Origin of the sequence: Pectobacterium cacticida (assembly GCF_036885195.1) — a bacterium.
In the GTDB taxonomy this organism is placed as follows: Bacteria; Pseudomonadota; Gammaproteobacteria; order Enterobacterales; family Enterobacteriaceae; genus Pectobacterium; species Pectobacterium cacticida.
The window spans coordinates 2,291,613-2,317,651 of sequence record NZ_CP133656.1 but is presented as its reverse complement, the minus strand read 5'-3'; the positions used below and the strand labels follow the sequence as shown (position 1 = coordinate 2,317,651).

Genomic DNA, 26,039 nt, shown 5'->3' with positions numbered 1-26,039 from the left:
ACTTTCTATATATTACTTTATGTAAAGCCAAACCACATGTAGAGCCGATTTTGCTGGCTTGGCTAAATGTATGGCGGTGAGGAAGGGATTCGAACCCTTGATACGTTTTCACGTATACACACTTTCCAGGCGTGCTCCTTCAGCCTCTCGGACACCTCACCGGGGGTTGCCTACAGGGGGCAACGGGGCGCTACTATAGGGAGTCATGCTGTTCTGGTCAAGCAGTATTTAGTGTGGCGAGTGCGTCTGGCTAAGCATTGAACGACAAAGAATCGCTGACGTAACGATAAAGCCAAAAGGTATGAAAAAAGCATAAAAAAACCACAGGTTGTAACAACCTGTGGTCTATGTCAGCGATAGGGCAATTATGCCAGCAGCGTTTTAATGTAGCTGGTCAAGGCTTCATCTTTACTGTTAGCGAAAAAGTATTCTTGGAATTTAGGGCCAGCGATGGCACCTTTAACCAAATCCTGATCCAGACCTTTCAAAATGGTGATCAGATCGTTATAGGTTACCGCTTTAACGGCATCCAGGATCTTCTTGTTACGTTGTTGAGGAACAACGCGATCGCTCGGATAACCTCTGCCACCTTCTTCTTTGAACAACTGGGTAAACATATTTTCCAGATTCAATTCCGCGCCCCAGCCAAAGCCTTTAGCGTAAGGTACGGAAACTGCATTACCATCGTTGATCTGTGAGAACAGGTAAGCATCAGATGGGTCAACAATCAGACCGCAAATAACGCCAGGGAAGGAGTTACAAGCCAGCATCGCGCCCTGGCCTGTGCCGCAACCGGTGACGACGAAATCAGCAGCGCCAGAGTTCAGCAGGATAGCTGCCAGAATACCATTCTGGATGTAGGTCAACTGTGCTGCATCTTCAACGGTGTATTGACCGTAGTTGTATACCGTGTGTCCCATTGGGGCCACCGCTTTGGTCAATGATTCAGCGATGATAGCGTTTTTAGCCGCCTGGCTGTTCTCATTTATCAGTGCAATTTTCATGTTCGTTCCTTTTTTGTGACGGACAAATACATTTTTTAAAACTGTATTTCAATTTAATGTGTGCAGTATACCGTTTCAAAAATAAAGCGCAAATCGTGCAAGCAAAGAATGCGGCACAGTCCATAAATTCGAGCGGGGCAAAATGAAGAAAAGCCAATATCGAGGGGATAACCGATCGAAAATGGTGCCATCACGCAGCGCGATCGGTAGGCGGTTATACATCTTCTGCATCTCAAGATATAGCATCTGCATAAATCGTAGAGAGAAGTGCGATTCATACTTTTCATTGTTATACATAATCTGACAAACAAACGCCTTTAGCCCCACTATTATGGAGGACGATACCATCAGTGATGCCACTTTTGCTTGAGGAACGAAAATGAATAATTGGCTGCAACAGCTTCAAGGATTATTAGGGTCTGGTAGCAAGCAGGAGAATCATCAAGGCGGAAAAAGCGGTAATTTCGGGGATATGCTAAAGCCCGCTGCGTTGGGGGGCTTGGCGGGCGTATTGTTGTCAAATAAATCCGCACGGAAAGTCATGGGCTCATTAGGTAAAAATGCCCTGATCATTGGCGGTAGCGCTGCGGCGGGTGTCATATTGTGGGATCAGTATAAGAAACGCGTTCGTGATGCACATCAGGACGATCCGCAGTTTGGTTCTCAGTCTTCATCTGAGAATAGTCGTGCTCGACGGTTGATTCAGGCTCTGGTATTTGCGGCTAAGAGTGATGGCCATATTGATGAGACTGAAAAACAGCGGATTGATGAAAATATCCAGCAATTGCAACTCGGCAATGAAGCACAGCGTTGGGTACAGGAAGCGATCGCACAGCCGCTGGATCCTGCGTTACTGGCCAGAGACGTAAAGAATGAAGAAGAGGCGCTTGAGCTCTACTTCCTAAGCTGTGCGGTCATTGATGTCGATCACTTCATGGAGAAAAGCTACCTAGATGCGCTAGCAACCGAATTGAAGATACCGCAAGACGTGCGGCAGTCGATCTCCAATGAGCTGAAACATCCAGCATAATCAGGCTCGTCGAAAAATCTGGAGCAGGTCAATAAGAAAGATGATGCGGGCGAAAATGCTTCGCCCGCGGTGCCACTTAGGCGTTAGAAAGCGCTAGCGTCTTTGAACAGACCGACTTTCAGTTCGTCGGCGGTATAGATCTGGCGACCATCAACGAGTACTTCGCCATCAGCAATCCCCATCACTAAACGACGATTGATCACGCGTTTGAAGTGGATACGGTAAGTCACTTTCTTCGCTGTCGGCAGAATTTGCCCAGCAAATTTAACCTCACCCACGCCGAGCGCCCGACCTTTGCCTTCTCCCCCTAACCATCCCAGGTAGAAGCCGACTAATTGCCACATGGCATCCAGACCAAGGCAACCTGGCATAACCGGATCGCCGATGAAATGGCAACCAAAGAACCACAGGTCAGGTGTGATATCCAATTCGGCTTCGACATAGCCTTTGCCATACTTACCGCCGTCTTCCGTCATCATTACGACGCGGTCCATCATTAGCATATTAGGTGCGGGTAACTGAGGGCCTTGCGGGCCAAACAGTTCACCTCGGCTGGAGGCAAGGAGGTCTTCTTTTGTATAGGATTCGCGTTTATCTACCATGGTCTCTGTAAGCCTTATTTTAATGAAGCACGCAGGTTAGCGTACACCTGTATGCTGGGCAAGTCTGTTGCGTCTGGTTGAACCAGTTGGTTTAACGAAAAAACCAAGGAAAACGTTTACGTTCTTGAGGAACAAGCTGTCCGATTCGCTCGCGGATTGCGGCCAACAAATTTGGCTGATGTTCGTCGTCATATGCACAGTTGGTCAACAGCGACAATGCTTCGGGAGCTGTCTCCACGGGGAAAAGATGGAATTTCCCTTCACGCACGGCATTAACAACATCGCCCTGTAGACAAAGATGGCGCAGGTTTGCCATGGGTAAAATCACGCCCTGAGAACCCGTTAACCCGCGGCGTAGGCAAACTTCAAAGAACCCTTCTATTTTCTCATTCACACCGCCGATTGGCTGCACATGACCGAATTGATCGACGGAGCCGGTAACGGCGAGCTGTTGATTGATCGGTCGTTGCGAGAGGGCGCTGACCAGCGCACACAATTCCGCCAATGAAGCGCTATCGCCATCAACTTCACTGTACGACTGCTCAAAGACCATCGAGACAGAGAAGGGAAATTGCTGGTCAAGTTCCAATTCTGTCATAAGAAGTGCCTGCATGATCATCATGCCCTTGGCGTGTAAATTGCCAGCGAGTTCTGCCTTGCGCTCAACGTCAGTGAATTCACCATCGCCAGCGTGAACGACACAGCTAATGCGCACGGGTTCACCAAAAGCAGCAGGGTGACCGGGGAACTCTAAGACAGAAAGTCCGTTGACCTGCCCGATGACATCGCCTTCCGTCTCGATCAATATTTGCCCTAATTCTATTTCATCTTGCATGCGTTCACGGAGATAGCCTTCGCGCCATTGGCGACCGGTAACGGCGTCAACCAAGGATTGCTCTGTGATTTTTCCGTCTCTTGCGTACAGCGACGCATATTTTAATTGACTAATTAACCACCGCGGACATAACGGTAAGTTTCCCTGATCGCCGCTGTAGCGTATCGCCAGGTTAACTAATGCTGGCCAGGCTGACGCATCGAGCCGCGGTAATAGGTTATCATTACATAATGCATTGATGTAGGCGCACCAGCGCGCCATGTCATCTGTTTCAATCAATGGCAATTGTGCCTCAAACTCGCCGTAAATAGCGTGTTCGGCTAACTCTGGCTCCATATCATGGATATCAGCCAGACTATCTCGATCGCCGAGAATAATCAGGCGGACATCCAGCGGCATTGAAGGGACTTCTATAGGGAGCGGTTTACGTTCATCGGGCGAAAGCCAACGAAAGACGCCCTCGGCCATAATCTGCTTCAAACGGAGCCACATCAGCGGTTGGGCCAGTAACGTTCTGGCAGACAGGATCAGCACCCCCCCGTTAACCTGATGAATAAGCCCTGGGTGCAAGGTGAGCTCATCGTGAAAATATCGTACGCAACCAAAAAGCTGTTCCGGTTCAATCCACTCCCGGTAGTCGCAATATTGTGTCGCTGCAAAATTATCTTGCGGCTGAGTGGCTGGCTCGATCCAGATATGGCGGCCCTCAATACGATAATTACTACCGTGTATTGCCTCGGCATCAGCCACGTTTGCACCGAGCGCTTGAGCGATGATTGCCATATATTCACTATTTTCCTGTGCTTTAAGCAGCATCAGGCGGGATGGCGAACGCGGATGGCAAAAGAGCATCAGGCTGTCAGCCAAACGTGGTTGGATACCAGAGAATTCGACTGGGGGAAGCTGGTCCGCTTGAGTAAAGAGTGTCTGATACGGGGTATTATTGGGCAGTAAATGCTGCCATGAGAGTCGGTTACTGGTCAAAGTATCAATGTAATCGTCTAAAGGAAAAGCGTGATTATACAAGAATAATATCAACTTCGCATAAGGAGAGTTATTTCTCCTCCATCTTTCGCAAGTTTGGCCCCAGACCACGTTTGTCGAACGTCTCAAAAGCTGTCAGAAAGCGGTCAATATGAGTGAAAGCTGCTATGCTTGACTTAACGTTACACGGTCACTGAAGCATTTAATATGAAATATCAACAATTAGAAAATCTTGAGTGCGGTTGGAAATGGATGTATTTGGTTAAAAAACACCGTGAGGGAGAAAAGATCACGCGTTTTTTAGAGCAAAGTGCTGCGGATGAGGCCGTAGAAGCTTTGTTTAAGGCTGAGAATCAGCCAATGAAAATAGTTGAGTGGATTGTACAATGTATGAATCCGGCGTTAGAAAATCGGATGAAGCAAACGATACGTGCGCGACGTAAACGTCATTTCAACGCGGAACATCAGCATACGCGTAAGAAATCGATCGACCTTGAATACCTAGTCTGGCAGCGACTCGCGGCTCTCGCACAGAGACGTGGTGTTACCTTGTCAGAAACGATTGTGCAATTAATTGAAGACGCGGAGCACAAAGAAAAATACGCTAACCAGATGCTACTGCTTAAACAGGATCTTAAATCAATGTTGAATAAAGATAAGCATTGAACGGCAATATATCCGCTTCTGGCTGATACGTAGACATAAAAAAACCTCGCCGAAGCGAGGTTTTTTCGTTGAAACTTAAGCCTGAGGCTGAGTTACAACATCTTTAATGCCTTTCACTTCAATCTCTACACGGCGGTCTGGTGCCAAGCAATCGATCAAAGCGGCACGAGGTTTCACGTTATCACACGTAGAACCGGTAACCGGCTGAGATTTACCCAGTCCACGGGCAGAGATTTTATCCGCAGGGATGCCCTTGGAGACCAGATAATCAACAACGCTCTGAGCACGTTTTTCAGACAAGCCCTGGTTGTATTGTTCGGAACCTAAACGGTCGGTGAAGCCCAGAACGACAACAGAACCATCTTTCGGATCCAGTGAGCTCAACTGAGTGTACAGTTGATCCAGTGATTGCTGACCTTCTGCTTTCAGAGTTGCTTTGTTGAAGTTGAACAGTACGTCAGATTTCAGCGTAAAGCGCTTGGTTTCGACGACTGGAGCTGGCGCGGGTGCCGGAGCAGCAACGGGTGCTACGCGGTCATCCTGACCAAAGCGATAAGACAGGCCAACACTCATCAACATGTTGTCAGGGCGCGCACCTACTGTACCTGCATCGCCAATGTTGCTCACCCATTGGTAGTCAACACGGGTAGCCCAGTTCTTGTCGATAGCATATTCAACACCGATGGCTGCCAACGGGGAGACGCCCGTATCGTCGTTGTTGAGATGAGTACCGCTCTTATCTGCATGGCTGTCTACACGCCATACCAGACCGCCTAAACGTGTATAAACGTCAAGATCGGGTAAAACCGGGTAGCTTAATTTCGCTGCCAGTTGGATGCCCTGAGCCTTAAGGCTAGCGCTGTCGGCAGTATTCGTATTAGAACCTGCATACTTCATACGGCCTAGCCAGTCATAACCCAATTCAAAGCCCAAGTAGGGGGTCGCTTGATAACCAAGGAACGCACCAGCACCTAACTTGCTTTTGATCGGGTTATTATTAACGCCCGTATAACCATTGCCGTAGAAGCCGGTATCATGGAACTGAGAAACACCTAATTTACCACCGGTATACCAGGTATTGTCTTTAGGAGCTGCTTGCGCCATAGTCGCGAAGCCAGCCAGTGCCACTGCAACTGCGATAGCTGTTTTTTTCATTTTTACGCCTCATTATCATCCAAATCGGTAATTAACCTGAAGAGCTAATAAACCTTTGGTTAAAATCCTTCGATTGGAGACTTTGCCCTTATTTATGACTCACTGTCAGTCAACTGACGTTATAAAAGAGCAACTCCATCGAGTTAAAGTCTACAACGTGATGAGAAAGTTACAAGTATGATGTGGATTGCACTATAAGAAAACCGCACGATTCATACATACTTGCTAACAAATAGCTGACACTTTTGACAGTTATTATGTCTTTAGTTTGTATCAAATATATGCCAAAAGCCCGCAGAATACGGCTCTGCGGCGATCGACAAAATGCATGCATTAAATGGGCTGAGAATATTCTTAATTTACTTAATGATACAATGCAGAATGAATTTTAAGGCTAGGAAATAGTCTATAGCCGCCATTACTTGCACTTTCCGTCCGCATAATAAAACCGTAGGTGTTTCCTGTCTTCGCTGCGTGCTGTAGCCGACACTTTTCTTCTTGTGTCAATTCGTGCTGCAGCCAACACAAAACGGCGCTGTAATTCCCTGTCAGCAAGGCTCTTTCCATGGCATCAACCGTAAATAGCGGACTGATATGGTGAAGTTGCACCATTTTTTCCAGCGGTAACCCCGATTGAAGTACCCAGGGACGGCTGAGTTTTCGCTGGGGCGAAAGCCACAATAGCCAGCGAGACTGCGTGCCTAGCTGACGCAAAAGCGGCAGTAATAGGTGCGTGATTATGGGTTGATCGGCGTTATACACGATTTCACTGATAATTCCGCCCGCAACAGCCGAAAGATCCGTCGCATGTCGATTAGGGGAAAACGAGGATGACTCGATATTGTGAGTGAGGATTGGTTGTGTGCGCATAATGAGTTCTACCCATAGTGTTACTGTATAAACATACAGTATCCCCTGCATGGATAAAAATCAACCCGATTTTTTTGAAAGCGCTTCGCATATTCCTCATGCAAGAGGCCGCAAATTCATTTTATGTTTGAAGCCACCTCTGTGCTGTGTTTAATTATTTGTTCCTGCAACAGATATTTTAAGTGTTTAGGGCGACACCATTTCAATACTAAAGGATGATGGCAATGAAGCAGTTATGCAAAAAAAGGATTTTGCAATCTCAGCAGTCTTTTTCGCCGCTGGGGGACATTACGTCGCGTTCCCAGTTTGGTGGCTACAGCATCGCAGCAAATAAAATAATTTTTGGCCTGGTATCGGAAGGAGAACTGTATCTTCGTGCCAGTAAGAAGGATGAAAAACAATTTCAACAACGTGATATGCCTCATTTGATTTATACCAAGCGAGGTGTCCCTGTGCCGCTGAACTACTATCTTGTCGATGAAACATTGTGGCAAGACCCTGAGCGGCTTTTACATTTTGCTCGTCTGGCGCTGATGGGCGCGCAGTATGATAAAGCGATCAGAAAAGCAAATGGGCGTTTAAAAGATCTCCCTAATCTTAATCACGATATTGAGCGCCTGTTATGGAAGGCTGGAATAAAGAATATTGACGAATTACAGCGTCATGGTGCGAAAAATAGCTATCTTGAGTTACGTAAAGTCCGGTCGAATCTGAGCGTCAACATCCTCTTAGCGCTTGCCGGTGCCATTTGCGGTACGCATCAGGCGGCCCTCCCACGCGTTATCCGTAATGAGCTTTTGGAGTGGTATAAAAACAATTCGGTTTCAAAAGGCCCCAAGCATTAAGCCACTCGGTTTTTTATTAATGACTCACGATGTCGCTTTTCAATTGTATGAGCTCTGGTAAAAGGTTAATCAGTAGGCCAACCTGTTGGATGATCAACGACTCTTGATTGTCTGAATCGGGAGATAGGGATTGGATGTCGGCGGTAAGACTTTTCAATCCCGATTCGATATCCAAACGGTCTTCTTCACCGCAGTGTAGTGCGTTATCAACATGGCATATGGCTTCGTCAAGTAATCGCAACGTTTCCGGCGCGGTAATTTTGTCGCGGTGTGCGCCGAGCGCGGAAATATAGCTTAGCAAGGTATGATTGAGACACATAAAACGGAATGCGCTGTCCAATTTGCTTCGGGTCGCATGGGGTTCCGAGGACATATTCGATACAACGGATGCCAGCTCCGCGTCACAGTTGTGTGCGTCACGGCGGGCGATGCGGTAATTCAGGCTATTATCCTTTCCCTGATGATACTGCTCCATAATCGCACTGAGATAACGGCAATTAGCATCCAATGTTTTGTTGATAACCGTTGAGAGATCGCGGAAACGCCAGTCCGGCCAGATAAAACTTACCGCCGCCCAGGCAATTCCGCACCCAATCAGCGTATCAATAATGCGTGGTACTGCAACCTCAAAGCCTTCGCCTAACAAGTTGAAACTAAGCAGAACAAGCAGCGTTATAAACATGGTTGCATGCGCGTATTGCACGTTGCGAAAGGCGAAAAATAGCACACCGCTAATGACGATTAACGTGAGTTGCCCCTCCAGCGAGGGAACAAAATAGAGTATGGGTAGACCGAGCAAGATACCGGTTAACGTCCCAACAATTCTCAACATTAGCCGCCGTCGAGTGGCGTTATAGTTGGGCTGACAAACAAACAGGCTGGTCAGTAGAATCCAGTAGCCGTGCTGCATGCCCGTTACCTGGATTAATGCATAGCCGCTACAGAGTAGTAGCGACATGCGAATCGCGTGGCGGAACAGCGCCGACTGCGGTGTCAGGTGTCGGCTAATGCGTAAGCGAATGTCGTTCCACCCCGTGATTTTGTCATCGGCCAGTGTGTTTTCAGGATTGTTTTCCTGTTCAATTGTTTGTTCGGATTCAATCGTTGCTAATTGGGCATCAATGGCGCGCAAATTATTTAACAAGTAGGTCAGCGCTTTAATTTGTGTGGCATCCGCCCTATTGTTGGCTGCGATACGCGCTATAGCGGATTCTAGGTGCACAAATGCCCGCTCAATACGGCCGTTATGCTGGTATTTCTGGTGTAGCAAAATGGATTGTGACAACTGCTGACAGGATTTGGCCTGCATGCTCAGAAGGCGTTGAAAGCGGAATAAGACGTCACTGTAACGTAACTTTTCCCGTAATTGCGGGTAGTGTACATGGGAAGAACTGGCGCGTTCGTGAATGTCTTGTGCAACAAAGTAGTAATGTAATGTTTGGCGCGTACCACGTTGGCCGCGATCGCCTCGTAAGCGTGTTAACAGGGAAGATTTCGCCTGATTTAGTGTTGCGACTAGCTGGCTGTTTGCCATCGCAACATCAATCAAAGGCGCGTCTGTTTCTTCTTCGATGTCGGGATCGAACAGATTAGCTTTGGCATCAAGATAATGGGCCAACTGCTGATAACATTGAGCGAGATTGTCCTGTAACGGTCGGATGGGGAATATAAGATGGCCCAACAGCGTAAGGACGTTGTACCAGGATGCGCCGATCAGTAGCATCATGGGTTGCTGATACCAGTTGTCGTAAAGCGATATTCCCAACATGGTATAAATCGCGATGAGCAGTGCGCCAAAGGCGATAGTGGCATAACGTTGCCCTAATGCGCCGAGCAGAATAAAGCCGCAGGTGGATATCGCCAGCCCAAATCCAAATAGCCACGGATAGGGAAAAAGCAGTTCGATCGAAACGGAAGCAACAAAAAAACAGGCCAGCGTAATGAATAAATTACGCAGTCGCCCAGTTAGACGATCGTCAAGATCGGTAAGCGCGGCAGCGACGACGCCAAGCGTGATGGGAATTGTCGATGTCGATTGACCTAACCACCAGGGCACGATAACCGCGCCACTAAGTGCGATAAAGATGCGAATGGTATACAGCCAGCTGCTGTTGTATATATAGCGGCGAATGCCTGGGGCAACGGTAAACAACGTTATATCCTTAAGTGCCTTTAGCGAAAATGACGGCGTGCCAAGTTTTCCCGCGCCGCCTGCGCCAATTCGACAGAAACGACACGGCGTCCTACTGGCCACAGCGCGATGGCAGCAATCTTGAAATTGGCGATGCCAACAGGTATGCCGATGATCGTAATGCATTGTGCAATACCCGTCATGATGTGTGACAGGCAAAGCCACCAGCCAAAGAAGATCAACCAGAAAATATTGAGTAGAGATCCGCCAGCGTTGAGGAGCACGTTCCTTTCCTCCGGGCGAAGTTCATCAACATGGATGGCTTCATTACCATAAGGCAGAAACGACAGCTTGGTGATCTCCCAACATGAGCGTGTTAGCGGCAATGTGAAAATGAGCAACGCGCTAACGACAGTTGCCAGAAACCAGGCAAAGGTGGTGAAAAACCCGCCTAATAGGAAATTAAGGATATTCAACACAGTACGCATAGCTTCTCCCATTCTTATTAGTCATGTCGATGATAAAAGAATTATCACACTAAGCATCAGGATATCCTAACCTGTTTTTAAGGCTAGAGCGTGAAGTCCCATAACGGGTAAACTAAGAAACAGGCTGACGACGAAAAATAGAGTTATAACCGCTCACCACGTATAACCTCTTACACAGTTATGGCGCAAACATCATGGAACTGAAATCTACCTCATTAGGCAAGCATCTGGCCCAGCATCCTTATAATCGGGTGCGGCTACTGAATGCCGGTGTCGAAGTCAGTGGGGATAAACATGAGTACCTGATCCCCTTTAATCAGTTGCTGAATATCCACTGCAAAAGAGGGTTGGTGTGGGGAGAGCTGGAGTTTGAATTACCAGCCGGAAAAGTGGTGCGCCTACATGGCACTGAGTGGCAGGAAACGCAGGCTTTTTACCGCCATCTTCTCAAATCCTGGCTTGACTGGAGTGAGGCGATGAGCGTGATCGGCGCTGAAGTATTGCAGCGCCAAAAGGATCATATTCAAATGTTAACGCAGCAGGATAAATGGTTCAGTCGGCAGGCGCTGTTAACATTGCAACAGGCTATTCGCGACGCTTTGTCGGCACTTCCCCTGCCAGTTTCTCGACTTGAAACCTTTGATAATTGCCGCATTAATTACCAGCTTTGCCTACGCTGGCTTGAACAAGGCGATGAGATGCGGAATGCGGCTAATCAGGCATGGGTAGAACGTACATTGCTGTCGGAAAACGCTTTCTTTGCCTCGGTGGAATGTGCGCCATTAAACCATTCGCAGAGTAAAGCGGTGATTAATGGCGAGGATGCGACGCTGGTGCTGGCGGGCGCGGGTAGTGGGAAAACCTCTGTGCTGGTGGCGCGGGCGGCTTGGTTAGTACATCGTCAGGAGGCGGCTCCCGAACAAATCCTGCTTCTGGCATTCGGTCGTAAAGCGGCGGAAGAAATGAATGAACGCATACAGGATCGTCTCCACACCGATGAGATTCAAGCAAAGACATTCCATGCGCTGGCGTTGCACATTATTCAGCAGTCTAGCCGTAAGACGCCAGTGATAAGTCAGCTAGAAAGTGATGCAAAACAGCGGTATGCGCTGCTGATTTCTCACTGGCAACAACAATGTAGCGAGAAAAAAACGCAGGCCAACGGATGGCGACGCTGGTTAACAGAAGAGCTGCAATGGGATGTGCCTGAGGGCGATTTTTGGAACGATGCGACATTAACAGCGCGGTTAGCAGGGCGCCTGGATCGCTGGTTGGCGTTGATGCGCATGCATGGCGGAAGCCAGAGTGACATGGTTGAGCAAGCGCCCGAATCATTACGCGCGATATTCCAGCAGCGTATTCGCCTGATGGCCCCGCTATTGAAAGCCTGGAAAAAAGCACTCAAAGAGGAAAATGCCGTCGATTTTTCTGGCCTCATTCATCAGGCCATCAACGCGTTAGATAAAAGACGCTTTGTTAGCCCCTGGAAGCACATTCTGGTCGATGAATTTCAGGATATTTCGCCACAGCGTGCGAGCCTGCTGGCGGCGCTGCGTCGGCAAAATAGTCGCACGTGTCTTTTTGCTGTGGGAGATGACTGGCAGGCCATTTACCGTTTCAGCGGTGCAGACATGACATTGACAACGGCATTTGAAGCGCACTTTGGCGTAGGGGAACAGTGTGCGTTAGATACAACTTATCGTTTTAATGAGCGTATTGGCAAAATAGCTAATGCCTTCATACAGCAAAATCCCTATCAACTAAAAAAACCGCTTAATAGCCTGCGCAAAGGAGACAAAAAAGCGGTGAGCATCCTCCCTCAGGAGCAGATAGAACCACTTCTCGATAAGTTAAGCGGATTTGTCAACGCTGATGAGCGCATTCTCGTACTCGCGCGTTATCACCATCTGCGACCTACTATTTTGGATAAAGCGGCCACCAAATGGCCGAACTTGCGCATAGATTTCATGACGGTGCATGCCAGCAAGGGGCAGCAGGCAGAATATGTAATTATTGTTGGTATGCATAAAGGTCAGGATGGGTTCCCGGCACCGGCAAGAGAATCCGTCATTGAGGCCGCGCTATTACCTGAACCCGAGGATTTTCCCGATGCGGAAGAGCGTCGTTTATTGTATGTAGCGCTGACGAGAGCGAAACACCGCGTTTGGTTGCTACAGGATGTCGCCAATCCATCGGTGTTTATTGAACAGTTGCATCGTTTAGGCGTGCCGATACAGCGTAAGCCGTGAAGGGATAAGCGAATAGGTGGCGTCGAGCGGCGGAGAAACCAACGTCGATGCTGCGGCACACGCTGGTTTCTGGTATCGCAATGAGTGTCGATTACTTCAAACGATCTTGTAGATAGCGTTGATAATCAGGGATGGTGATCTGCACGGGTTCTTTAAATAGCACAGAATTGATCAGAAAATCTGCCGTTGAGCGATTAGTGGCGACAGGAATATTCCACACGGTAGCCAGCCTGAGTAATGCTTTCACGTCAGGATCGTGTGGCACGGCGTTAAGAGGATCCCAAAAGAAGATCATCAAATCGATTTTACCTTCGGAAATCAGTGCGCCAACCTGCTGATCGCCCCCCATTGGCCCGCTCAGCATGCTTTTCACCGGAAGCCCCGTATTCATCTGGATTAAGTTACCCGTGGTGCCGGTCGCGTAAAGCGTGTGCGCTTTAAGTTGTTCTTTATTGGTTCCGACCCAATCCAACAGAGATTGTTTACAGTGATCATGCGCGACTAATGCAATATGTTTTTGCGCAGCGATAGTCCGAGTGGTGAACTCCATCGTAATGTCCTTCAATCTGGTGTAGTCAAATGAATGCCGAGATACGGATAGATTACGGAAACGCGGTTTCGGTGCAAAGCGATAAAAGCGCGAAATGGCGAACGGGTATCAAAAAGCAGAAGTGATTGCGCGTAAAATCACCAGGTTGCGGGCTCTGCCAGTGTTAAAGCAAAACGTGCAACCGCCGCTCCCTTAGCCGCAGCATTGTACTCTGCCATCTTTTGTTCTAAATCGCATCGCTCATCATCTGCAATGACAAATAAATCGGTACGTACGGGAATAAGTTGGTTTTTTTCATCAAACAATTGGTACTGGGGATGATCCGCAAAACGCCGACGCTCCTGACGCGTTTGCAGCGATGGTAGTTTAAACGATACCGATGTGATGTGCTCTGTACTAAATGTCGCTATAAAGGTTGAAGGGAAATAGCTTGTTGGCACTCCTGTTTTATCATCGGTGGTATCAACCACATTGAACAGAAGTTGGTGTTGTCCATTGCCCAGTTCGAGACTATCGGCACCTTTAAGCAGCGAGCCTGATATTTTTTGTCCGTCAACCATGAGGAGATTGATTTTCTGATTTAATTTCAGCGTCGTTGCCGCCATGGTTGGGGCACCGATCCCTGCCCAAAAAAGGCAAACGGTGATGAAACAGAATTTCATAATTTTCCCATATGGCACGTAATTCACGTATTGTTGAGGAATAGCCGGAATGTGTCAAAGGTTTCGATTGGAAACAGACAGTTGCAGCATCTTTCGCTCTACAGGACGCGAGGTATGCAGGCGTTCTTTTTGCCACTATTGGCGCTAAGATCCTATTCCATTATGGCTATTTTACTTGCCATTTTGGCCCTGGGCCGTGCTCGAAATCCTCACGTACTCCGTGTACGCTTCGGTTTCTGCGCGCTGTCCGTGACCAAACTGACGGCGACAATGATGCCTACTGGGATAGGCGCTAAGTATCCTACACTGTAGCCAATTATGCGAGAGAGGCCGAATAGCATGAATGACCGTGATATTGAATTTGTTTTGAAAACGGTAAAAACCATTGCGTTAGTGGGTGCAAGTGAGAAGCCATCTCGCCCAAGTCACCTCGTAATGGCGTATTTACTTGAACAAGGCTACCACGTTATTCCCGTAAGCCCCGCACTGGCCGGGCAGACGCTTTTAGGGCAAAAAGTCTATGCGAGTTTGGCAGATATCCCGGAGCCTGTTGATATGGTGGATGTCTTTCGTCAGCCGGAGGCGGCTTATGATGTCGCTAAAGATGCCATTGCTATTGGTGCTAAGGTTTTATGGCTACAAATCGGTGTGATCAATGCGCCAGCAGCAACGCTAGCTCGCGATGCTGGGTTAACCGTCGTGATGGATCGTTGCCCAAAAATTGAAATTCCTCGCCTGGGGCTTGAAACATAAGTGATGGACACATGGGCGATGCTGAATAGCACAGCATCGCCGATCCTTGCCATAAGGCATGACTAGTGGAGCATTTGTGGCGCGCGGCGTTGAATTGTAACGGCCAATTCGTTTAACGATGGATATTCATGCGCAGAAAGATTTTCTTTTACCAATTGCGCTTCGGCCAGATAAGTATGAATCGGTTGACCTCTGGCATCTTCCATCACAACGTGGTACCACGGTTCGGTTCGCGGTGCGTCATTACTGCTAATTTCTTCCCACGCGGGCTTCACTAATGAATATTCGGGATCGATGTCAATAATGACACCGGGAAACCCCAATAACTTATGACGTATTTGTTCCCCGATACCAAATTTACAAACGATCATATAAACCTCCTGGAAATAGATTACACTTTCTTCTCGCGGCGGATGGCATGGATGGCGGCATCCGGTGGTGCGCTTTAGCGCATATTTTCACGCGAGCTATTGCCAAAATATGACTGATTGAACACATCACTACTAATATGGGGCATATTTCTGAAGAAACAGCCCCAGTGATAAAATGTTTTTTAGTTTTTTGGAAAGAAAGGAGGGGGAGTGACAAAGATCGCGATAGTCGCCAATGTCTATGGCATCGTTCAAGGTGTGGGGTTTCGTTACAACACACAACACCAGGCCAGGCAGCTTGGGGTCGATGGATATGTTCGTAATTGCGATGATGGCAGCGTTGAGGTTGTTGCCAGCGGCGAAGCGCATTGCGTTGAGGCACTTATTGAATGGCTAAAGCAAGGCGGTCCGCGCGGCGCCAGCGTTGCTAAAGTGTTGGTTGAACCACATCACAACACGAATTATAACGGTTTCGCCATTCGCTATTGAAATCGAGAGCCGTCAGAGGCATTTAACCGGTTTGGGTAAACCCGCGATTTTTGTCGCCTGTTTTGCCGGCCCTTTAGGAAACAGTTTAAACAAGTAGCGGCTATTTCCCTTTTCTTCGCCGTACTTTTTCGCCATGGCTTTAACTAACATGCGTATCGCGGGCGACGTGTTGAACTCTTGGTAGAAATGGCGCACAAAACGGACGACCTCCCAATGAGGTTCGGTCAATACGATGCCTTCCTGTCCAGCTATCACTTCTGCGAGCGCTTCACTCCATACCGTGCTGTCCAAAAGGTAACCCTGCGCATCTGTAGCGATAACTCGCCCTTCAAACTCCAACATCTGCCCTCCGCCTCTCTTATGCCAGCCCGCATTCTAGCAAATTTTCTGATTACGCTGGAGTAAAAAAGCCCCCGTCAGTGGGGGCTATCTTTCGCATTTATCGCCAATGAAACTTATATCGCTAATAAAACTTAGTCGTTGCGCATAATGCCCAGAATACTCAACAGACTCACAAAGACGTTGTAAATCGAGACATACAGGCCGACCGTTGCCCGGATATAGTTGGTTTCGCCACCATGGATAATGTTACTGGTTTCCCACAAAATGGCGCCCGCAGAGAACAGAATAAACAACGCGCTGATTGCGAGATGTAAGGCCGGAATCTGTAGAAACAGGTTGGCGATGACAGCAACAATGAGCACCACGAATCCCGCCATCATCATGCCAGACAGGAAAGACATATCCTTACGTGTGGTTAATACATATGCTGAGCAGCAGAAGAATACTAACGCCGTACCGCCGAGCGCTAACATGATGATATCGCCAGCGCCAGAGGCAATGAGTGAGCTAAGGATAGGCCCCAGCGTATATCCCATAAAGCCTGTCAAGGCAAACGTTGCCAGAATCCCTGCCGGGCTATCCGCGAGTTTATATGTCAGGAACATGAGGCCATAAAACCCAACCAGCATAAGGATCAAACCAGGGGCAGGCAGGTTGAGTAGGGTGCTGGCCGTCGCGGTAACGGCGGAAAAACCCAGTGTCAGTGACAACAGGAAGTAAGTATTACGCAATACTTTATGCGTGCTTAGCAGCGAATTTTCGCGGGTAGAAGAAACTACAATACGATCCATATCAGCGACTCTCTCTTCAAAGTGCTATTATCCAATGTCAAAGAATAAATAGTTGCATAACGTTATTAAAGAGGGTTTACCCTTCTTTACTCGATCACCTTAGCCATGTCGTTTGCCCGTGCTTATGCATTGTCATTCAATTATGTATGGCGATGGTAAGGGTATCCCGTTGACCGGATGGTCATGCATTATTGCGTGGCGGCTTTTCGTTCAATCTTATTGCGTTAGATTGTTTTTCAGACAACTAAACGCCGTAGCGCTTTACAAGATCTTAGACGCTGTTTATAGTGCGCGTCATTGCGGAGGAGTGGCCGAGTGGTTGAAGGCACCGGTCTTGAAAACCGGCGACGCGAAAGTGTTCTAGAGTTCGAATCTCTACTCCTCCGCCAATCACTAAATAGATTCAAAGCGTTATAAGTGATTTTTGATTCTATCCTGCATAATGTGCAGCATAAAAGCTTCCTTAAAGGAGGCTTTTTTTTGGCCTAATGGCTAAAACCCTCATTTTTAATTCCATTCACTGCTTTTTGGCCCATCGCTGAAATGAATCGATTTCCAGTATCGATCGCGACTGCGCGATAGGTTTTTGCTCTCTTTCGACCCTGCCGTCCATTTGTTTGTTTTACAACAAACTGTGCGCAGATTGTTTTCTCTGCTTCTAGCATTGTCAGCTTATTAAATTTAAAACGCTTATTTTTCAATGAATTTGTGACCATGGCATCGTGGTACAAACACTGCAATAGCCTGTATGTCAACTGGACACTACAGGAGAGAAAACGATGGCAATGCGTCAATGTGCAATCTACGGGAAAGGGGGGATTGGAAAATCCACCACCACCCAAAATCTGGTCGCGGCTCTGGCCGAAATGAACAAAAAGGTCATGATCGTCGGCTGCGATCCTAAGGCTGACTCTACCCGCCTCATTCTGCATGCGAAAGCGCAGAATACCATCATGGAAATGGCTGCCGAAGTGGGTTCCGTAGAAGATCTTGAATTGGAAGATGTGATGCAAATCGGCTACGGCGGCGTACGTTGCGCGGAATCAGGCGGCCCTGAGCCCGGTGTAGGCTGTGCTGGTCGCGGGGTGATCACCGCCATCAACTTCCTTGAGGAAGAAGGCGCCTATGTGCCGGATCTGGATTTCGTGTTTTACGACGTATTGGGTGATGTGGTGTGCGGCGGTTTTGCAATGCCGATCCGCGAAAATAAAGCGCAGGAAATCTACATCGTATGTTCAGGCGAAATGATGGCGATGTATGCCGCCAACAACATTTCCAAGGGCATCGTGAAATACGCGAAATCGGGCAAAGTACGGCTAGCCGGTTTGATTTGCAACTCCCGCCAGACCGATCGCGAAGACGAACTGATTATTGCGCTGGCTGAAAAACTCGGCACGCAAATGATCCATTTCGTACCGCGTGACAACATTGTGCAGCGCGCTGAAATCCGCCGTATGACCGTCATCGAATACGACCCGACGTGTGCACAGGCCGATCAGTATCGTGCATTGGCAAACAAAATCGTCAACAACACCAAAATGGTAGTGCCGACACCGGTCACCATGGATGAGCTGGAAGCCCTGTTAATGGAATTCGGCATTTTGGAGGAAGAAGACCTGAGTATTGTTGGTCGTACCGCCGCCGAAGAGGCGTGATGTTTTTCCCTATATACCGAGATGCATAACCCTATGGGAATATGCACCCTTTTCAGGCAATCAGCGGAGTCTTTATGACCAGCGAAACACGCGAACGTAACGAGGCGTTGATCCAGGAAGTCCTGGAAATCTTCCCTGAGAAAGCACGTAAAGATCGTAAAAAACACATGATGACCACCGATCCGGCGATGGAATCAGTCGGTAAGTGTATCGTTTCAAACCGCAAATCTCAGCCGGGCGTGATGACCGTGCGCGGCTGTGCATACGCCGGTTCCAAAGGTGTGGTTTTTGGTCCAATAAAGGACATGGCGCACATTTCCCACGGCCCAATCGGCTGCGGCCAGTATTCTCGTGCCGGACGCCGCAACTATTACACCGGCTGGAGCGGGGTGAATAGTTTCGGCACCCTCAACTTCACCAGCGATTTCCAGGAGCGCGATATCGTGTTTGGCGGCGACAAAAAGCTCGACAAATTGATCGACGAACTGGAGATGTTGTTCCCGCTGACCAAAGGCATTTCGGTGCAGTCGGAATGCCCGGTCGGTCTGATCGGCGATGACATTTCTGCCGTCGCCAAAGCCAGCAGCGCCAAAATCGGTAAGCCGGTCGTGCCGGTTCGCTGCGAGGGGTTCCGCGGTGTGTCGCAATCGCTCGGTCACCACATCGCTAACGACGTTATCCGTGACTGGGTACTGGATAACCGCGAAGGTAATGAATTTGAAACCACGCCGTATGACGTCGCTATTATCGGCGACTACAACATCGGCGGTGACGCCTGGGCCTCTCGACTCCTGCTCGAAGAAATGGGGCTGCGTGTGGTGGCGCAGTGGTCCGGCGACGGCACGCTGGTAGAGATGGAAAATACCCCGAAAGTCGCGCTCAATCTGGTGCACTGCTACCGCTCAATGAACTACATCTCCCGCCATATGGAAGAAAAATACGGCATTCCATGGCTGGAATACAACTTCTTTGGTCCAACCAAAATTGCCGAATCATTGCGCGAAATCGCGGCGCGTTTTGATGAAACCATTCAGAAAAACGCCGAAGCAGTCATCGAAAAATATCAGACGCAAACACAGTCGGTGATCGACAAATATCGCTCGCGTCTGGAAGGAAAAAAGGTGCTGCTGTATCTCGGTGGTCTCCGTCCACGCCACATTATCGGAGCGTATGAAGATCTGGGGATGGAAATCATCGGTACCGGCTATGAATTCGGTCATAACGATGACTATGACCGTACCTTGCCGATGCTTAAAGAAGGCACCTTACTGTTCGATGATCTGAGCAGTTATGAGCTGGAAGCATTCGTAAAAGCGCTGAAACCCGATCTGATCGGATCAGGCATCAAAGAGAAATACATCTTCCAGAAGATGGGGGTGCCATTCCGCCAGATGCACTCCTGGGATTATTCTGGCCCTTATCATGGCTACGATGGCTTCGGTATTTTTGCCCGTGATATGGATATGACACTGAACAACCCGGGCTGGAGTCAACTTACCGCCCCCTGGTTGAAATCGGCCTGATTGAGGCTACCGACATTCCGTCAGTTCACCGATTTGTGGCGCGGAAGGAGAGACAAATGAGTCAAGATCTTGGTACCCCTAAACCCTGTTTCCCACTGTTCGAGCAGGATGAATATCAGAGTATGTTTTCCACCAAGCGCGCGCTGGAAGAAGCACACGGCGAGGCGAAAGTGCGGGAAGTGTTTGAATGGACCACCACGCAGGAATATCAGGAGCTCAATTTTTCGCGTAAAGCGCTGACGATTGACCCGGCGAAGGCTTGCCAACCGTTAGGCGCGGTGCTTTGTGCGCTGGGGTTTGCTAACACATTACCGTACGTTCACGGTTCGCAAGGCTGCGTGGCGTATTTTCGTACCTATTTTAACCGTCATTTTAAAGAGCCGGTACCCTGTGTCTCCGACTCTATGACCGAAGATGCCGCTGTTTTCGGCGGAAGTAACAACATGAATATCGGTTTGGAAAACGCCAGCGCGCTATACAAGCCGGATATCATTGCCGTTTCCACTACGTGTATGGCGGAAGTGATTGGTGACGACCTGCAGGCGTTTATCGCCAATGCCAAAAAAGACGGAGTTGTCGATGCTAACATGCCTATCCCATATGCCCATACACCGAGTTTTTTGGGCAGTCATGTCACCGGTTGGGACAATATGTTCGAAGGCTTTGCTCGCACCTTTACCACCGACACCACACGGGAATATCAGCCGGGCAAACTCGCTAAACTGAACATGGTGACTGGTTTTGAAACCTATCTCGGCAACTACCGGGTTATCCGCCGTATGATGGAGCAGATGGGCGTCGAATGCAGCATTTTATCCGACCCGTCGGAAGTGCTCGACACGCCGGCCGACGGGCATTACCGCATGTACGCCGGCGGCACCACGCAAACCGAAATGCGCGATGCGCCAGATGCCATTGACACCTTGCTGCTGCAACCGTGGCAGTTACAGAAGACCAAAAAAGTGGTGCAGGACGACTGGCATCAGCCGGGTACAGACGTCAGCGTACCGATTGGCCTGGCGGCGACCGACGCACTGCTGATGGCGGTCAGTCAACTGACCGGTAAACCGATAGCCGATGCCCTGGCGACTGAGCGCGGCCGCCTGGTGGACATGATGCTCGATTCCCACACCTGGCTGCACGGCAAGCGTTTTGGTTTGTATGGCGATCCGGATTTTGTGATGGGCATGACCGCGTTTTTGCTGGAACTGGGCTGTGAACCGACCACCATTCTCAGCCATAACGGCAATAAGCGCTGGCAGAAAGCCATGAAAAAAATGTTGGCCGATTCGCCTTACGGGCAGGATAGCGAAGTGTATGTGAACTGCGATCTGTGGCATTTCCGCTCATTGATGTTTACCCGTAAACCAGACTTTATGATCGGCAACTCGTACGGGAAATTCATTCAGCGCGACACCTTGGCTAAAGGCGAACAGTTTGAAGTGCCGCTGATCCGCATTGGTTTCCCGATTTTTGACCGGCATCATTTGCATCGTCAGACCACCTGGGGATACGAAGGGGCGATGAGCATTCTGACGCAACTGGTGAATGAGGTGCTCGAACAACTGGATCGTGAAACCATGAAGCTCGGCAAAACCGACTACAACTTCGACCTGATCCGCTAATACCCTCGCCCCGTTACTAAACTGTGCCGGGGCATTTCTCTTTACCGCCAGGGCGCGAGGCGCCGGGAGGGGCTAATGCCGATGGTTATTTTCCGGCTGCGTAATGACAGTCTTTATTGCTATATCGCGAAACAGGATCTGGAGGCCAAAGTGGTGCAACTGGAGCATAACCATCCGCAACAGTGGGGCGGACGTGTTTGTCTGGAAGGAGGAAAAGCCTTTTACGTGGAGCCTCAGCCGGGCATTCCGGCGTTTCCCGTCAGCCTGCGAGCAACCCGTTCAGCACTGTGAGAGGAGTAAATCCGATGTCAAAAGACGATCTGCTGTTCTGGCGTTTATTCGCCGTAGTGCAATTATTCCCGGAAATCCCACCGCCGGAGATTCTGGTCTGGCTGACACGGAATAGCCGGGAAGGTGATGACAATATCGGGCTAGCGCATTTACAGGGCATGAGCCTGGAAGAATTGGAGGCGACATTTCCAGGGGACGCCGGAAAAGTGACGATTGGCCGCTGGCAGTCGCTGATGAGTTGCCTGCAAGGGCAATTGCCACCGCATTTAAGCCTGATTGAGAATCGCCGCCAGCCGCAGCAGCTCAGGGTGGCTTTTTCATCTTTGGATGGCATCACGGTGAACGGCCATTTTGGGCAATCGCATCTGTTTTTTATTTATGCGTTCGACAGCGACGGGCCCTACCTGATGGCGCTACGCCGTACCCCGGTTTCAGCAGGCGGTGAAGAGTCTAATGAAATCCGCGCGCGGCTAATCAACGACTGTCATCTGTTGTTCTGTGAAGCCATTGGCGGGCCGGCGGCGGCGCGGATCATCCGCCATAATATTCATCCGGTCAAAGCGCTTCCCGGCGTAAGCATTGCGTCTCAGCTTGCGGCGCTGCAACGCATGCTGAATGAAAACATTCCGCCGTGGCTGGCGCGTCGGTTAGGCAAAAGTAATCCGCTGGAAAACCGTCTGTTCAGTTAACGTCCCTCTGCGGGGCGCGGTCTGCGCCCCGACATCCGTCGTCTCCTTTGTTTTCTTTGTGTCGTTTGTCATAAATACGACAAATAAATTCCCTTTAAAAACAGTGTATAACCCGCTGGCCTGCGCCTTGCAACATCCACTCGGATACTTATCTGTCATGAGAGGTTGCGATGAAGGCAAAAGAGATTCTGGCACTGATTGACGAGCCAGCCTGTGAGCATAATCACAAGGAGAAGCCGGGTTGCAGCCTGCCGAAACCGGGAGCGACGGCGGGCGGTTGTGCGTTTGACGGCGCGCAGATTGCGCTGTTGCCGGTTGCGGACGTTGCGCATCTGGTTCACGGCCCTATCGGCTGTACCGGCAGTTCATGGGATAACCGCGGCAGTCGCAGTTCTGGTCCTGCCATCAATCGCATGGGCTTTACCACCGACCTGAGCGAACAGGATGTGATCATGGGGCGCGGCGAGCGCCGCCTGTTTCACGCCGTGCAGCACATCGTTAGTCATTACCACCCGGCGGCGGTGTTTATTTACAACACCTGCGTACCGGCGATGGAAGGCGATGACGTCGAGGCCGTGTGCCGCGCGGCATCGACCGCCGCGGGCGTGCCAGTCATTGCCGTCGATGCCGCCGGTTTCTACGGCAGCAAAAATCTCGGTAACCGCATAGCCGGGGATGTGATGGTCAAAAAGGTGATTGGTCAGCGGGAACCGGCACCGTGGCCGGAAAATTCGTCGATCCCCGTTGGGCATCGTCACAGCATCAGCCTGATTGGCGAATTCAATATAGCTGGCGAATTCTGGCATGTGCTGCCGTTGCTTGATGAACTGGGGATCCGCGTGTTGTGTAGCCTGTCCGGCGACTCCCGATTTGCAGAAATTCAGACTATGCACCGTGGCGAAGCCAACATGCTGGTGTGCTCGCGGGCGCTGATCAACGTCGCCCGCAAAATGGAAGAACGTTATCAAATCCCCTGGTTTGAAGGCAGTTTTTACGGCATGCGTTCAATGGCCGATTCCCTGCGCACGCTAGCCGCATTGCTCAACGATCCGGACTTACAGGAACGTACCGAGCGTCTGATTGCGCGTGAGGAAGCCGCGACGAACCGTGCTCTCGCGCCTTACCGTGCAAGGCTCAGCGGACGCAAAGCATTGCTGTATACCGGCGGGGTGAAATCCTGGTCGGTGGTCTCGGCGTTACAGGATTTAGGTATCACGGTGGTGGCGACCGGCACGCGAAAATCGACCGAAGAGGACAAACAGCGCATTCGCGAACTGATGGGTGAAGATGTGCTGATGCTTGACGAAGGCAATGCCAGAACCCTGCTCGATACCCTCTATCGCTTCGGCGGCGACATCATGATCGCCGGGGGCCGCAACATGTATACCGCCTATAAAGCCCGTCTGCCGTTCCTGGATATCAATCAGGAGCGTGAGCATGCCTTTGCCGGTTATCACGGTTTGATCAATCTGGCAAAACAATTGTGCATCACTCTGGAAAGTCCGGTCTGGACGCAGGTCAACCGTCTGGCGCCGTGGCGTTGAACAGACCGACTGTCAGCGCTGTTTTGATTCATTGTGTTTGGAGACTGTGTATGGCCCAAATTCTGCGTAATACCAAACCGCTGGCCACCACGCCTATCAAAAGCGGGCAACCGCTTGGGGCGATTCTGGCGAGTCAGGGGCTGGAAAATTGCATCCCGCTGGTTCACGGCGCGCAAGGTTGCAGCGCGTTCGCTAAAGTTTTTTTTATCCAGCATTTTCACGATCCGATCCCGTTGCAGTCCACGGCGATGGAATCGACCACGACTATCATGGGCTCGGATGGCAACGTCAGCACGGCGCTAACCACGTTGTGTCAGCGCAGTAATCCGAAAGCCATTGTGATTTTGAGCACGGGACTGTCAGAAGCGCAGGGCAGTGATTTGTCGATGGCGCTGCGTGAATTTCGCGACAAAGAACCGCGCTTTAATGCCATCGCTATTCTGACCGTCAACACGCCGGATTTTTACGGCTCGCTGGAAAACGGCTACAGCGCGCTGATGGAAAGCGTGATCGCTCAGTGGGTGCCGGAAAAACCGCCGACCGGTATGCGTAACAAGCGCGTAAACCTGTTGGTCAGCCACCTGATGACGCCGGGGGATGTGGAGTTACTGCGCAGCTATGTCGACGCTTTTGGCCTGCAACCGGTGATCCTGCCGGATTTATCGCAGTCACTGGATGGACATCTGGCAAATGGCGATTTCCATCCGGTGACGCAGGGAGGCACACCGCAACGCCAGATTGAACAAATGGGACAAAGCCTGACCACTATCACGATTGGCAGTTCGCTTAATTGCGCCGCCAGCCTGATGGCAATGCGCAGCCGGGGGATGGCGCTAAACCTGCCGCACCTGATGACGCTGGAAAACACCGATCGCCTAATCGATCATTTGCATCAGGTTTCAGGCCGCGAGGTGCCAGCATGGATAGAGCGTCAGCGCGGCCAACTGCTGGACGCGATGATCGACTGCCATACCTGGCTGCAATCGCAGCGGATTGCGCTGGCGGCAGAAGCGGATTTGCTCGTGGCGTGGTGCGATTTCGCACAGAGTCAGGGGATGTGTATCGGGCCGGTGATTGCGCCGGTGAATCAACAGTCACTGGCCGGGCTGCCGGTTGAACAGGTGGCGATCGGCGATCTGGAAGATTTACAAACCCGGCTCGACAGCGACCCGGTGTCACTGCTGGTGGCAAACTCCCACGCCGCACCGCTCGCGGAAAAAAACGGTATCGCGCTGGTGCGTGCCGGTTTCCCGCTTTACGACCGCCTCGGCGCGTTCCGCCGCGTGCGACAGGGCTACGCGGGCATTCGCGACACCTTGTTCGAACTCGCCAACCTGATGCAGGAACGCCATCACATGCCGGCGGTGTATCACTCACCGCTCAAACAGGCGTTCTCGCTGAGTCCAGAAGCGGAGGTCAGCCATGAAGCGCACTAACCGTTATCTCAATACCGTCAGCACCACACAATGGCCGATGCAAGTGGCGTTCGCCAGTTCAGATTATCACCACGTCGACCAGCATTTTGGCGCCACCACGCGGCTGTTGGTGTACGGCGTGAAGCAGGATCGGGTGCAACTGCTTCGGGTCGCCGAATTCAGCGCCGAATCCGGCCATCAGCAGGAAAAAATAGCCTGCCGGATGGCCGCGCTGGAGGACTGCGTGACGCTCTATTGTCTGGCGATCGGTGATTCCGTTTTCCGTCAGTTGCTGGAAATTGGCGTGCGTGCAATCAAAGTACCGCAAGACACCGACATTGCCCATCTGCTCAAACAAACACAGCAACACTGGTCGGCGGCAGAACGTCAGGTGACGCGTCGCAGTCGTGACCCCGGCCGCTTCGACAAACTGTTGGCGGGGGACGAATGGCAGGAGGAATAGCGACCGTAAGTTTGTGT

The 26,039-nt window shown here is 50.3% G+C and carries 26 protein-coding genes and 2 tRNA genes; 15 read left to right on the top strand and 13 right to left on the bottom strand.

The annotated features are described in order from the left end of the window. Positions 1–71: 71 nt before the first annotated feature. Positions 72–161: transfer RNA gene (locus RFN81_RS10735), tRNA-Ser, on the bottom strand. A 204-nt stretch (positions 162–365) separates the two neighbouring features. Next, positions 366–1,004, bottom strand: coding sequence for an RpiB/LacA/LacB family sugar-phosphate isomerase (locus RFN81_RS10730; RefSeq protein ID WP_264495842.1), 639 nt, complete (start codon positions 1,002–1,004; stop codon positions 366–368). 379 nt (positions 1,005–1,383) lie between these two features. On the opposite strand from RFN81_RS10730, the gene RFN81_RS10725 reads away from it, so the two are divergent. After that, a complete protein-coding gene (locus RFN81_RS10725) occupies positions 1,384–2,034 on the top strand; it encodes a tellurite resistance TerB family protein (RefSeq protein WP_264495841.1) in 651 nt (216 codons plus the stop codon). A gap of 83 nt (positions 2,035–2,117) precedes the next feature. On the opposite strand, the gene fabA is transcribed toward RFN81_RS10725, so the two are convergent. Both fabA and RFN81_RS10715 read right to left on the bottom strand, forming a co-directional pair. Then, positions 2,118–2,636, bottom strand: coding sequence for a bifunctional 3-hydroxydecanoyl-ACP dehydratase/trans-2-decenoyl-ACP isomerase (fabA, locus tag RFN81_RS10720; RefSeq protein ID WP_264495840.1), 519 nt, complete (start codon positions 2,634–2,636; stop codon positions 2,118–2,120). 91 nt (positions 2,637–2,727) lie between these two features. Beyond that, complete coding sequence (locus RFN81_RS10715) at positions 2,728–4,497, bottom strand: Lon protease family protein (protein WP_264495839.1); 1,770 nt, start codon at positions 4,495–4,497, stop codon at positions 2,728–2,730. Positions 4,498–4,662: 165 nt separating this feature from the next. On the opposite strand from RFN81_RS10715, the gene matP reads away from it, so the two are divergent. Further along, positions 4,663–5,121, top strand: a complete 459-nt coding sequence (gene matP / locus RFN81_RS10710) for a macrodomain Ter protein MatP (RefSeq protein WP_264495838.1) — start codon at positions 4,663–4,665, stop codon at positions 5,119–5,121. A 75-nt stretch (positions 5,122–5,196) separates the two neighbouring features. Here matP and ompA read toward each other — a convergent pair whose 3' ends face one another. Both ompA and sulA read right to left on the bottom strand, forming a co-directional pair. Further along, entirely contained in the window at positions 5,197–6,276 is a 1,080-nt protein-coding gene (gene ompA, locus RFN81_RS10705) for a porin OmpA (RefSeq protein WP_264495837.1), read from the bottom strand. A gap of 363 nt (positions 6,277–6,639) precedes the next feature. Further along, a complete protein-coding gene (sulA, locus tag RFN81_RS10700) occupies positions 6,640–7,146 on the bottom strand; it encodes an SOS-induced cell division inhibitor SulA (RefSeq protein ID WP_264495836.1) in 507 nt (168 codons plus the stop codon). Positions 7,147–7,370: 224 nt separating this feature from the next. Between sulA and RFN81_RS10695 the strand changes: the two genes are divergently transcribed. Next, on the top strand, positions 7,371–7,991 hold the full coding sequence (locus tag RFN81_RS10695) for a TfoX/Sxy family DNA transformation protein (protein ID WP_264495835.1): 621 nt from the start codon (positions 7,371–7,373) through the stop codon (positions 7,989–7,991). A 16-nt stretch (positions 7,992–8,007) separates the two neighbouring features. Here the strand turns inward: RFN81_RS10695 and yccS are convergent, their stop codons facing one another. Further along, positions 8,008–10,143: a YccS family putative transporter gene (gene yccS, locus RFN81_RS10690; protein ID WP_264495834.1), complete on the bottom strand. Its 2,136-nt coding sequence runs from the start codon at positions 10,141–10,143 to the stop codon at positions 8,008–8,010. A 20-nt stretch (positions 10,144–10,163) separates the two neighbouring features. Continuing rightward, the gene (locus RFN81_RS10685; RefSeq protein WP_264495833.1) at positions 10,164–10,610 is read right to left on the bottom strand and encodes a YccF domain-containing protein; all 447 of its coding nucleotides are present in this window, start codon (positions 10,608–10,610) and stop codon (positions 10,164–10,166) included. 194 nt (positions 10,611–10,804) lie between these two features. On the opposite strand from RFN81_RS10685, the gene helD reads away from it, so the two are divergent. Next, positions 10,805–12,859: a DNA helicase IV gene (gene helD, locus RFN81_RS10680; protein WP_264495832.1), complete on the top strand. Its 2,055-nt coding sequence runs from the start codon at positions 10,805–10,807 to the stop codon at positions 12,857–12,859. 91 nt (positions 12,860–12,950) lie between these two features. Here helD and RFN81_RS10675 read toward each other — a convergent pair whose 3' ends face one another. Together RFN81_RS10675 and RFN81_RS10670 are read right to left on the bottom strand one after the other, a co-directional pair. After that, positions 12,951–13,409, bottom strand: a complete 459-nt coding sequence (locus RFN81_RS10675; protein WP_264495831.1) for a methylglyoxal synthase — start codon at positions 13,407–13,409, stop codon at positions 12,951–12,953. Between the two features lie 137 nt (positions 13,410–13,546). Next, positions 13,547–14,071 (bottom strand): DUF2057 family protein, encoded by a 525-nt coding sequence (locus tag RFN81_RS10670; protein WP_264495830.1) that lies wholly within the window; start codon positions 14,069–14,071, stop codon positions 13,547–13,549. 339 nt (positions 14,072–14,410) lie between these two features. Between RFN81_RS10670 and RFN81_RS10665 the strand changes: the two genes are divergently transcribed. Then, complete coding sequence (locus RFN81_RS10665; protein ID WP_264495829.1) at positions 14,411–14,824, top strand: CoA-binding protein; 414 nt, start codon at positions 14,411–14,413, stop codon at positions 14,822–14,824. 62 nt (positions 14,825–14,886) lie between these two features. Here RFN81_RS10665 and hspQ read toward each other — a convergent pair whose 3' ends face one another. Next, positions 14,887–15,195, bottom strand: coding sequence for a heat shock protein HspQ (gene hspQ / locus RFN81_RS10660; RefSeq protein ID WP_264495828.1), 309 nt, complete (start codon positions 15,193–15,195; stop codon positions 14,887–14,889). Positions 15,196–15,405: 210 nt separating this feature from the next. Here hspQ and yccX point away from each other — a divergent pair, with 210 nt between their 5' ends. Continuing rightward, positions 15,406–15,684: an acylphosphatase gene (gene yccX, locus RFN81_RS10655; RefSeq protein WP_264495827.1), complete on the top strand. Its 279-nt coding sequence runs from the start codon at positions 15,406–15,408 to the stop codon at positions 15,682–15,684. A 12-nt stretch (positions 15,685–15,696) separates the two neighbouring features. Here yccX and tusE read toward each other — a convergent pair whose 3' ends face one another. After that, positions 15,697–16,026: a sulfurtransferase TusE gene (gene tusE, locus RFN81_RS10650; RefSeq protein WP_264495826.1), complete on the bottom strand. Its 330-nt coding sequence runs from the start codon at positions 16,024–16,026 to the stop codon at positions 15,697–15,699. A gap of 131 nt (positions 16,027–16,157) precedes the next feature. Further along, positions 16,158–16,817, bottom strand: a complete 660-nt coding sequence (gene yccA / locus RFN81_RS10645; protein ID WP_264495825.1) for an FtsH protease modulator YccA — start codon at positions 16,815–16,817, stop codon at positions 16,158–16,160. A gap of 301 nt (positions 16,818–17,118) precedes the next feature. Between yccA and RFN81_RS10640 the strand changes: the two genes are divergently transcribed. The 9 genes from RFN81_RS10640 to RFN81_RS10600 all read left to right on the top strand — a co-directional run bounded on the left by RFN81_RS10640 (position 17,119) and on the right by RFN81_RS10600 (position 26,022). Beyond that, positions 17,119–17,206, top strand: a tRNA-Ser gene (locus RFN81_RS10640). Positions 17,207–17,596: 390 nt separating this feature from the next. Continuing rightward, on the top strand, positions 17,597–18,472 hold the full coding sequence (gene nifH, locus RFN81_RS10635; protein WP_264495824.1) for a nitrogenase iron protein: 876 nt from the start codon (positions 17,597–17,599) through the stop codon (positions 18,470–18,472). A 74-nt stretch (positions 18,473–18,546) separates the two neighbouring features. Further along, on the top strand, positions 18,547–19,995 hold the full coding sequence (gene nifD / locus RFN81_RS10630; protein WP_264495823.1) for a nitrogenase molybdenum-iron protein alpha chain: 1,449 nt from the start codon (positions 18,547–18,549) through the stop codon (positions 19,993–19,995). A gap of 56 nt (positions 19,996–20,051) precedes the next feature. Beyond that, positions 20,052–21,620, top strand: coding sequence for a nitrogenase molybdenum-iron protein subunit beta (nifK, locus tag RFN81_RS10625; protein WP_264495822.1), 1,569 nt, complete (start codon positions 20,052–20,054; stop codon positions 21,618–21,620). A 75-nt stretch (positions 21,621–21,695) separates the two neighbouring features. Continuing rightward, positions 21,696–21,911 carry a putative nitrogen fixation protein NifT gene (gene nifT, locus RFN81_RS10620; RefSeq protein ID WP_264495821.1) on the top strand — a complete coding sequence of 72 codons (216 nt, stop codon included), beginning with the start codon at positions 21,696–21,698 and terminating at the stop codon, positions 21,909–21,911. 14 nt (positions 21,912–21,925) lie between these two features. Then, a complete protein-coding gene (locus RFN81_RS10615; protein ID WP_264495820.1) occupies positions 21,926–22,600 on the top strand; it encodes a NifB/NifX family molybdenum-iron cluster-binding protein in 675 nt (224 codons plus the stop codon). Between the two features lie 170 nt (positions 22,601–22,770). Further along, the gene (gene nifE / locus RFN81_RS10610) at positions 22,771–24,144 is read left to right on the top strand and encodes a nitrogenase iron-molybdenum cofactor biosynthesis protein NifE (protein WP_264495819.1); all 1,374 of its coding nucleotides are present in this window, start codon (positions 22,771–22,773) and stop codon (positions 24,142–24,144) included. A gap of 50 nt (positions 24,145–24,194) precedes the next feature. Next, complete coding sequence (nifN, locus tag RFN81_RS10605; RefSeq protein WP_264495818.1) at positions 24,195–25,580, top strand: nitrogenase iron-molybdenum cofactor biosynthesis protein NifN; 1,386 nt, start codon at positions 24,195–24,197, stop codon at positions 25,578–25,580. Continuing rightward, entirely contained in the window at positions 25,567–26,022 is a 456-nt protein-coding gene (locus RFN81_RS10600) for a NifB/NifX family molybdenum-iron cluster-binding protein (protein WP_264495817.1), read from the top strand. The genes nifN and RFN81_RS10600 overlap by 14 nt, the downstream gene beginning before the upstream one ends. Positions 26,023–26,039 lie beyond the last annotated feature (17 nt).

Excerpts from the sequence above, each read along its gene's own strand:
- RFN81_RS10670 (WP_264495830.1), bottom strand. The coding sequence starts at position 14,071 with ATGAAATTCTGTTTCATCACCGTTTGCCTTTTTTGGGCAGGGATCGGT.
- nifN (WP_264495818.1), top strand. The coding sequence starts at position 24,195 with ATGGCCCAAATTCTGCGTAATACCAAACCGCTGGCCACCACGCCTATC.
- RFN81_RS10665 (WP_264495829.1), top strand. The coding sequence starts at position 14,411 with ATGAATGACCGTGATATTGAATTTGTTTTGAAAACGGTAAAAACCATT.
- sulA (WP_264495836.1), bottom strand. The coding sequence starts at position 7,146 with ATGCGCACACAACCAATCCTCACTCACAATATCGAGTCATCCTCGTTT.
- nifD (WP_264495823.1), top strand. The coding sequence starts at position 18,547 with ATGACCAGCGAAACACGCGAACGTAACGAGGCGTTGATCCAGGAAGTC.
- fabA (WP_264495840.1), bottom strand. The coding sequence starts at position 2,636 with ATGGTAGATAAACGCGAATCCTATACAAAAGAAGACCTCCTTGCCTCC.
- nifH (WP_264495824.1), top strand. The coding sequence starts at position 17,597 with ATGGCAATGCGTCAATGTGCAATCTACGGGAAAGGGGGGATTGGAAAA.
- RFN81_RS10675 (WP_264495831.1), bottom strand. The coding sequence starts at position 13,409 with ATGGAGTTCACCACTCGGACTATCGCTGCGCAAAAACATATTGCATTA.
- tusE (WP_264495826.1), bottom strand. The coding sequence starts at position 16,026 with ATGTTGGAGTTTGAAGGGCGAGTTATCGCTACAGATGCGCAGGGTTAC.
- ompA (WP_264495837.1), bottom strand. The coding sequence starts at position 6,276 with ATGAAAAAAACAGCTATCGCAGTTGCAGTGGCACTGGCTGGCTTCGCG.
- hspQ (WP_264495828.1), bottom strand. The coding sequence starts at position 15,195 with ATGATCGTTTGTAAATTTGGTATCGGGGAACAAATACGTCATAAGTTA.
- nifK (WP_264495822.1), top strand. The coding sequence starts at position 20,052 with ATGAGTCAAGATCTTGGTACCCCTAAACCCTGTTTCCCACTGTTCGAG.
- RFN81_RS10695 (WP_264495835.1), top strand. The coding sequence starts at position 7,371 with ATGAAGCAGTTATGCAAAAAAAGGATTTTGCAATCTCAGCAGTCTTTT.
- helD (WP_264495832.1), top strand. The coding sequence starts at position 10,805 with ATGGAACTGAAATCTACCTCATTAGGCAAGCATCTGGCCCAGCATCCT.
- RFN81_RS10600 (WP_264495817.1), top strand. The coding sequence starts at position 25,567 with ATGAAGCGCACTAACCGTTATCTCAATACCGTCAGCACCACACAATGG.
- nifE (WP_264495819.1), top strand. The coding sequence starts at position 22,771 with ATGAAGGCAAAAGAGATTCTGGCACTGATTGACGAGCCAGCCTGTGAG.
- matP (WP_264495838.1), top strand. The coding sequence starts at position 4,663 with ATGAAATATCAACAATTAGAAAATCTTGAGTGCGGTTGGAAATGGATG.
- nifT (WP_264495821.1), top strand. The coding sequence starts at position 21,696 with ATGCCGATGGTTATTTTCCGGCTGCGTAATGACAGTCTTTATTGCTAT.
- RFN81_RS10685 (WP_264495833.1), bottom strand. The coding sequence starts at position 10,610 with ATGCGTACTGTGTTGAATATCCTTAATTTCCTATTAGGCGGGTTTTTC.
- RFN81_RS10730 (WP_264495842.1), bottom strand. The coding sequence starts at position 1,004 with ATGAAAATTGCACTGATAAATGAGAACAGCCAGGCGGCTAAAAACGCT.
- yccA (WP_264495825.1), bottom strand. The coding sequence starts at position 16,817 with ATGGATCGTATTGTAGTTTCTTCTACCCGCGAAAATTCGCTGCTAAGC.
- RFN81_RS10615 (WP_264495820.1), top strand. The coding sequence starts at position 21,926 with ATGTCAAAAGACGATCTGCTGTTCTGGCGTTTATTCGCCGTAGTGCAA.
- RFN81_RS10725 (WP_264495841.1), top strand. The coding sequence starts at position 1,384 with ATGAATAATTGGCTGCAACAGCTTCAAGGATTATTAGGGTCTGGTAGC.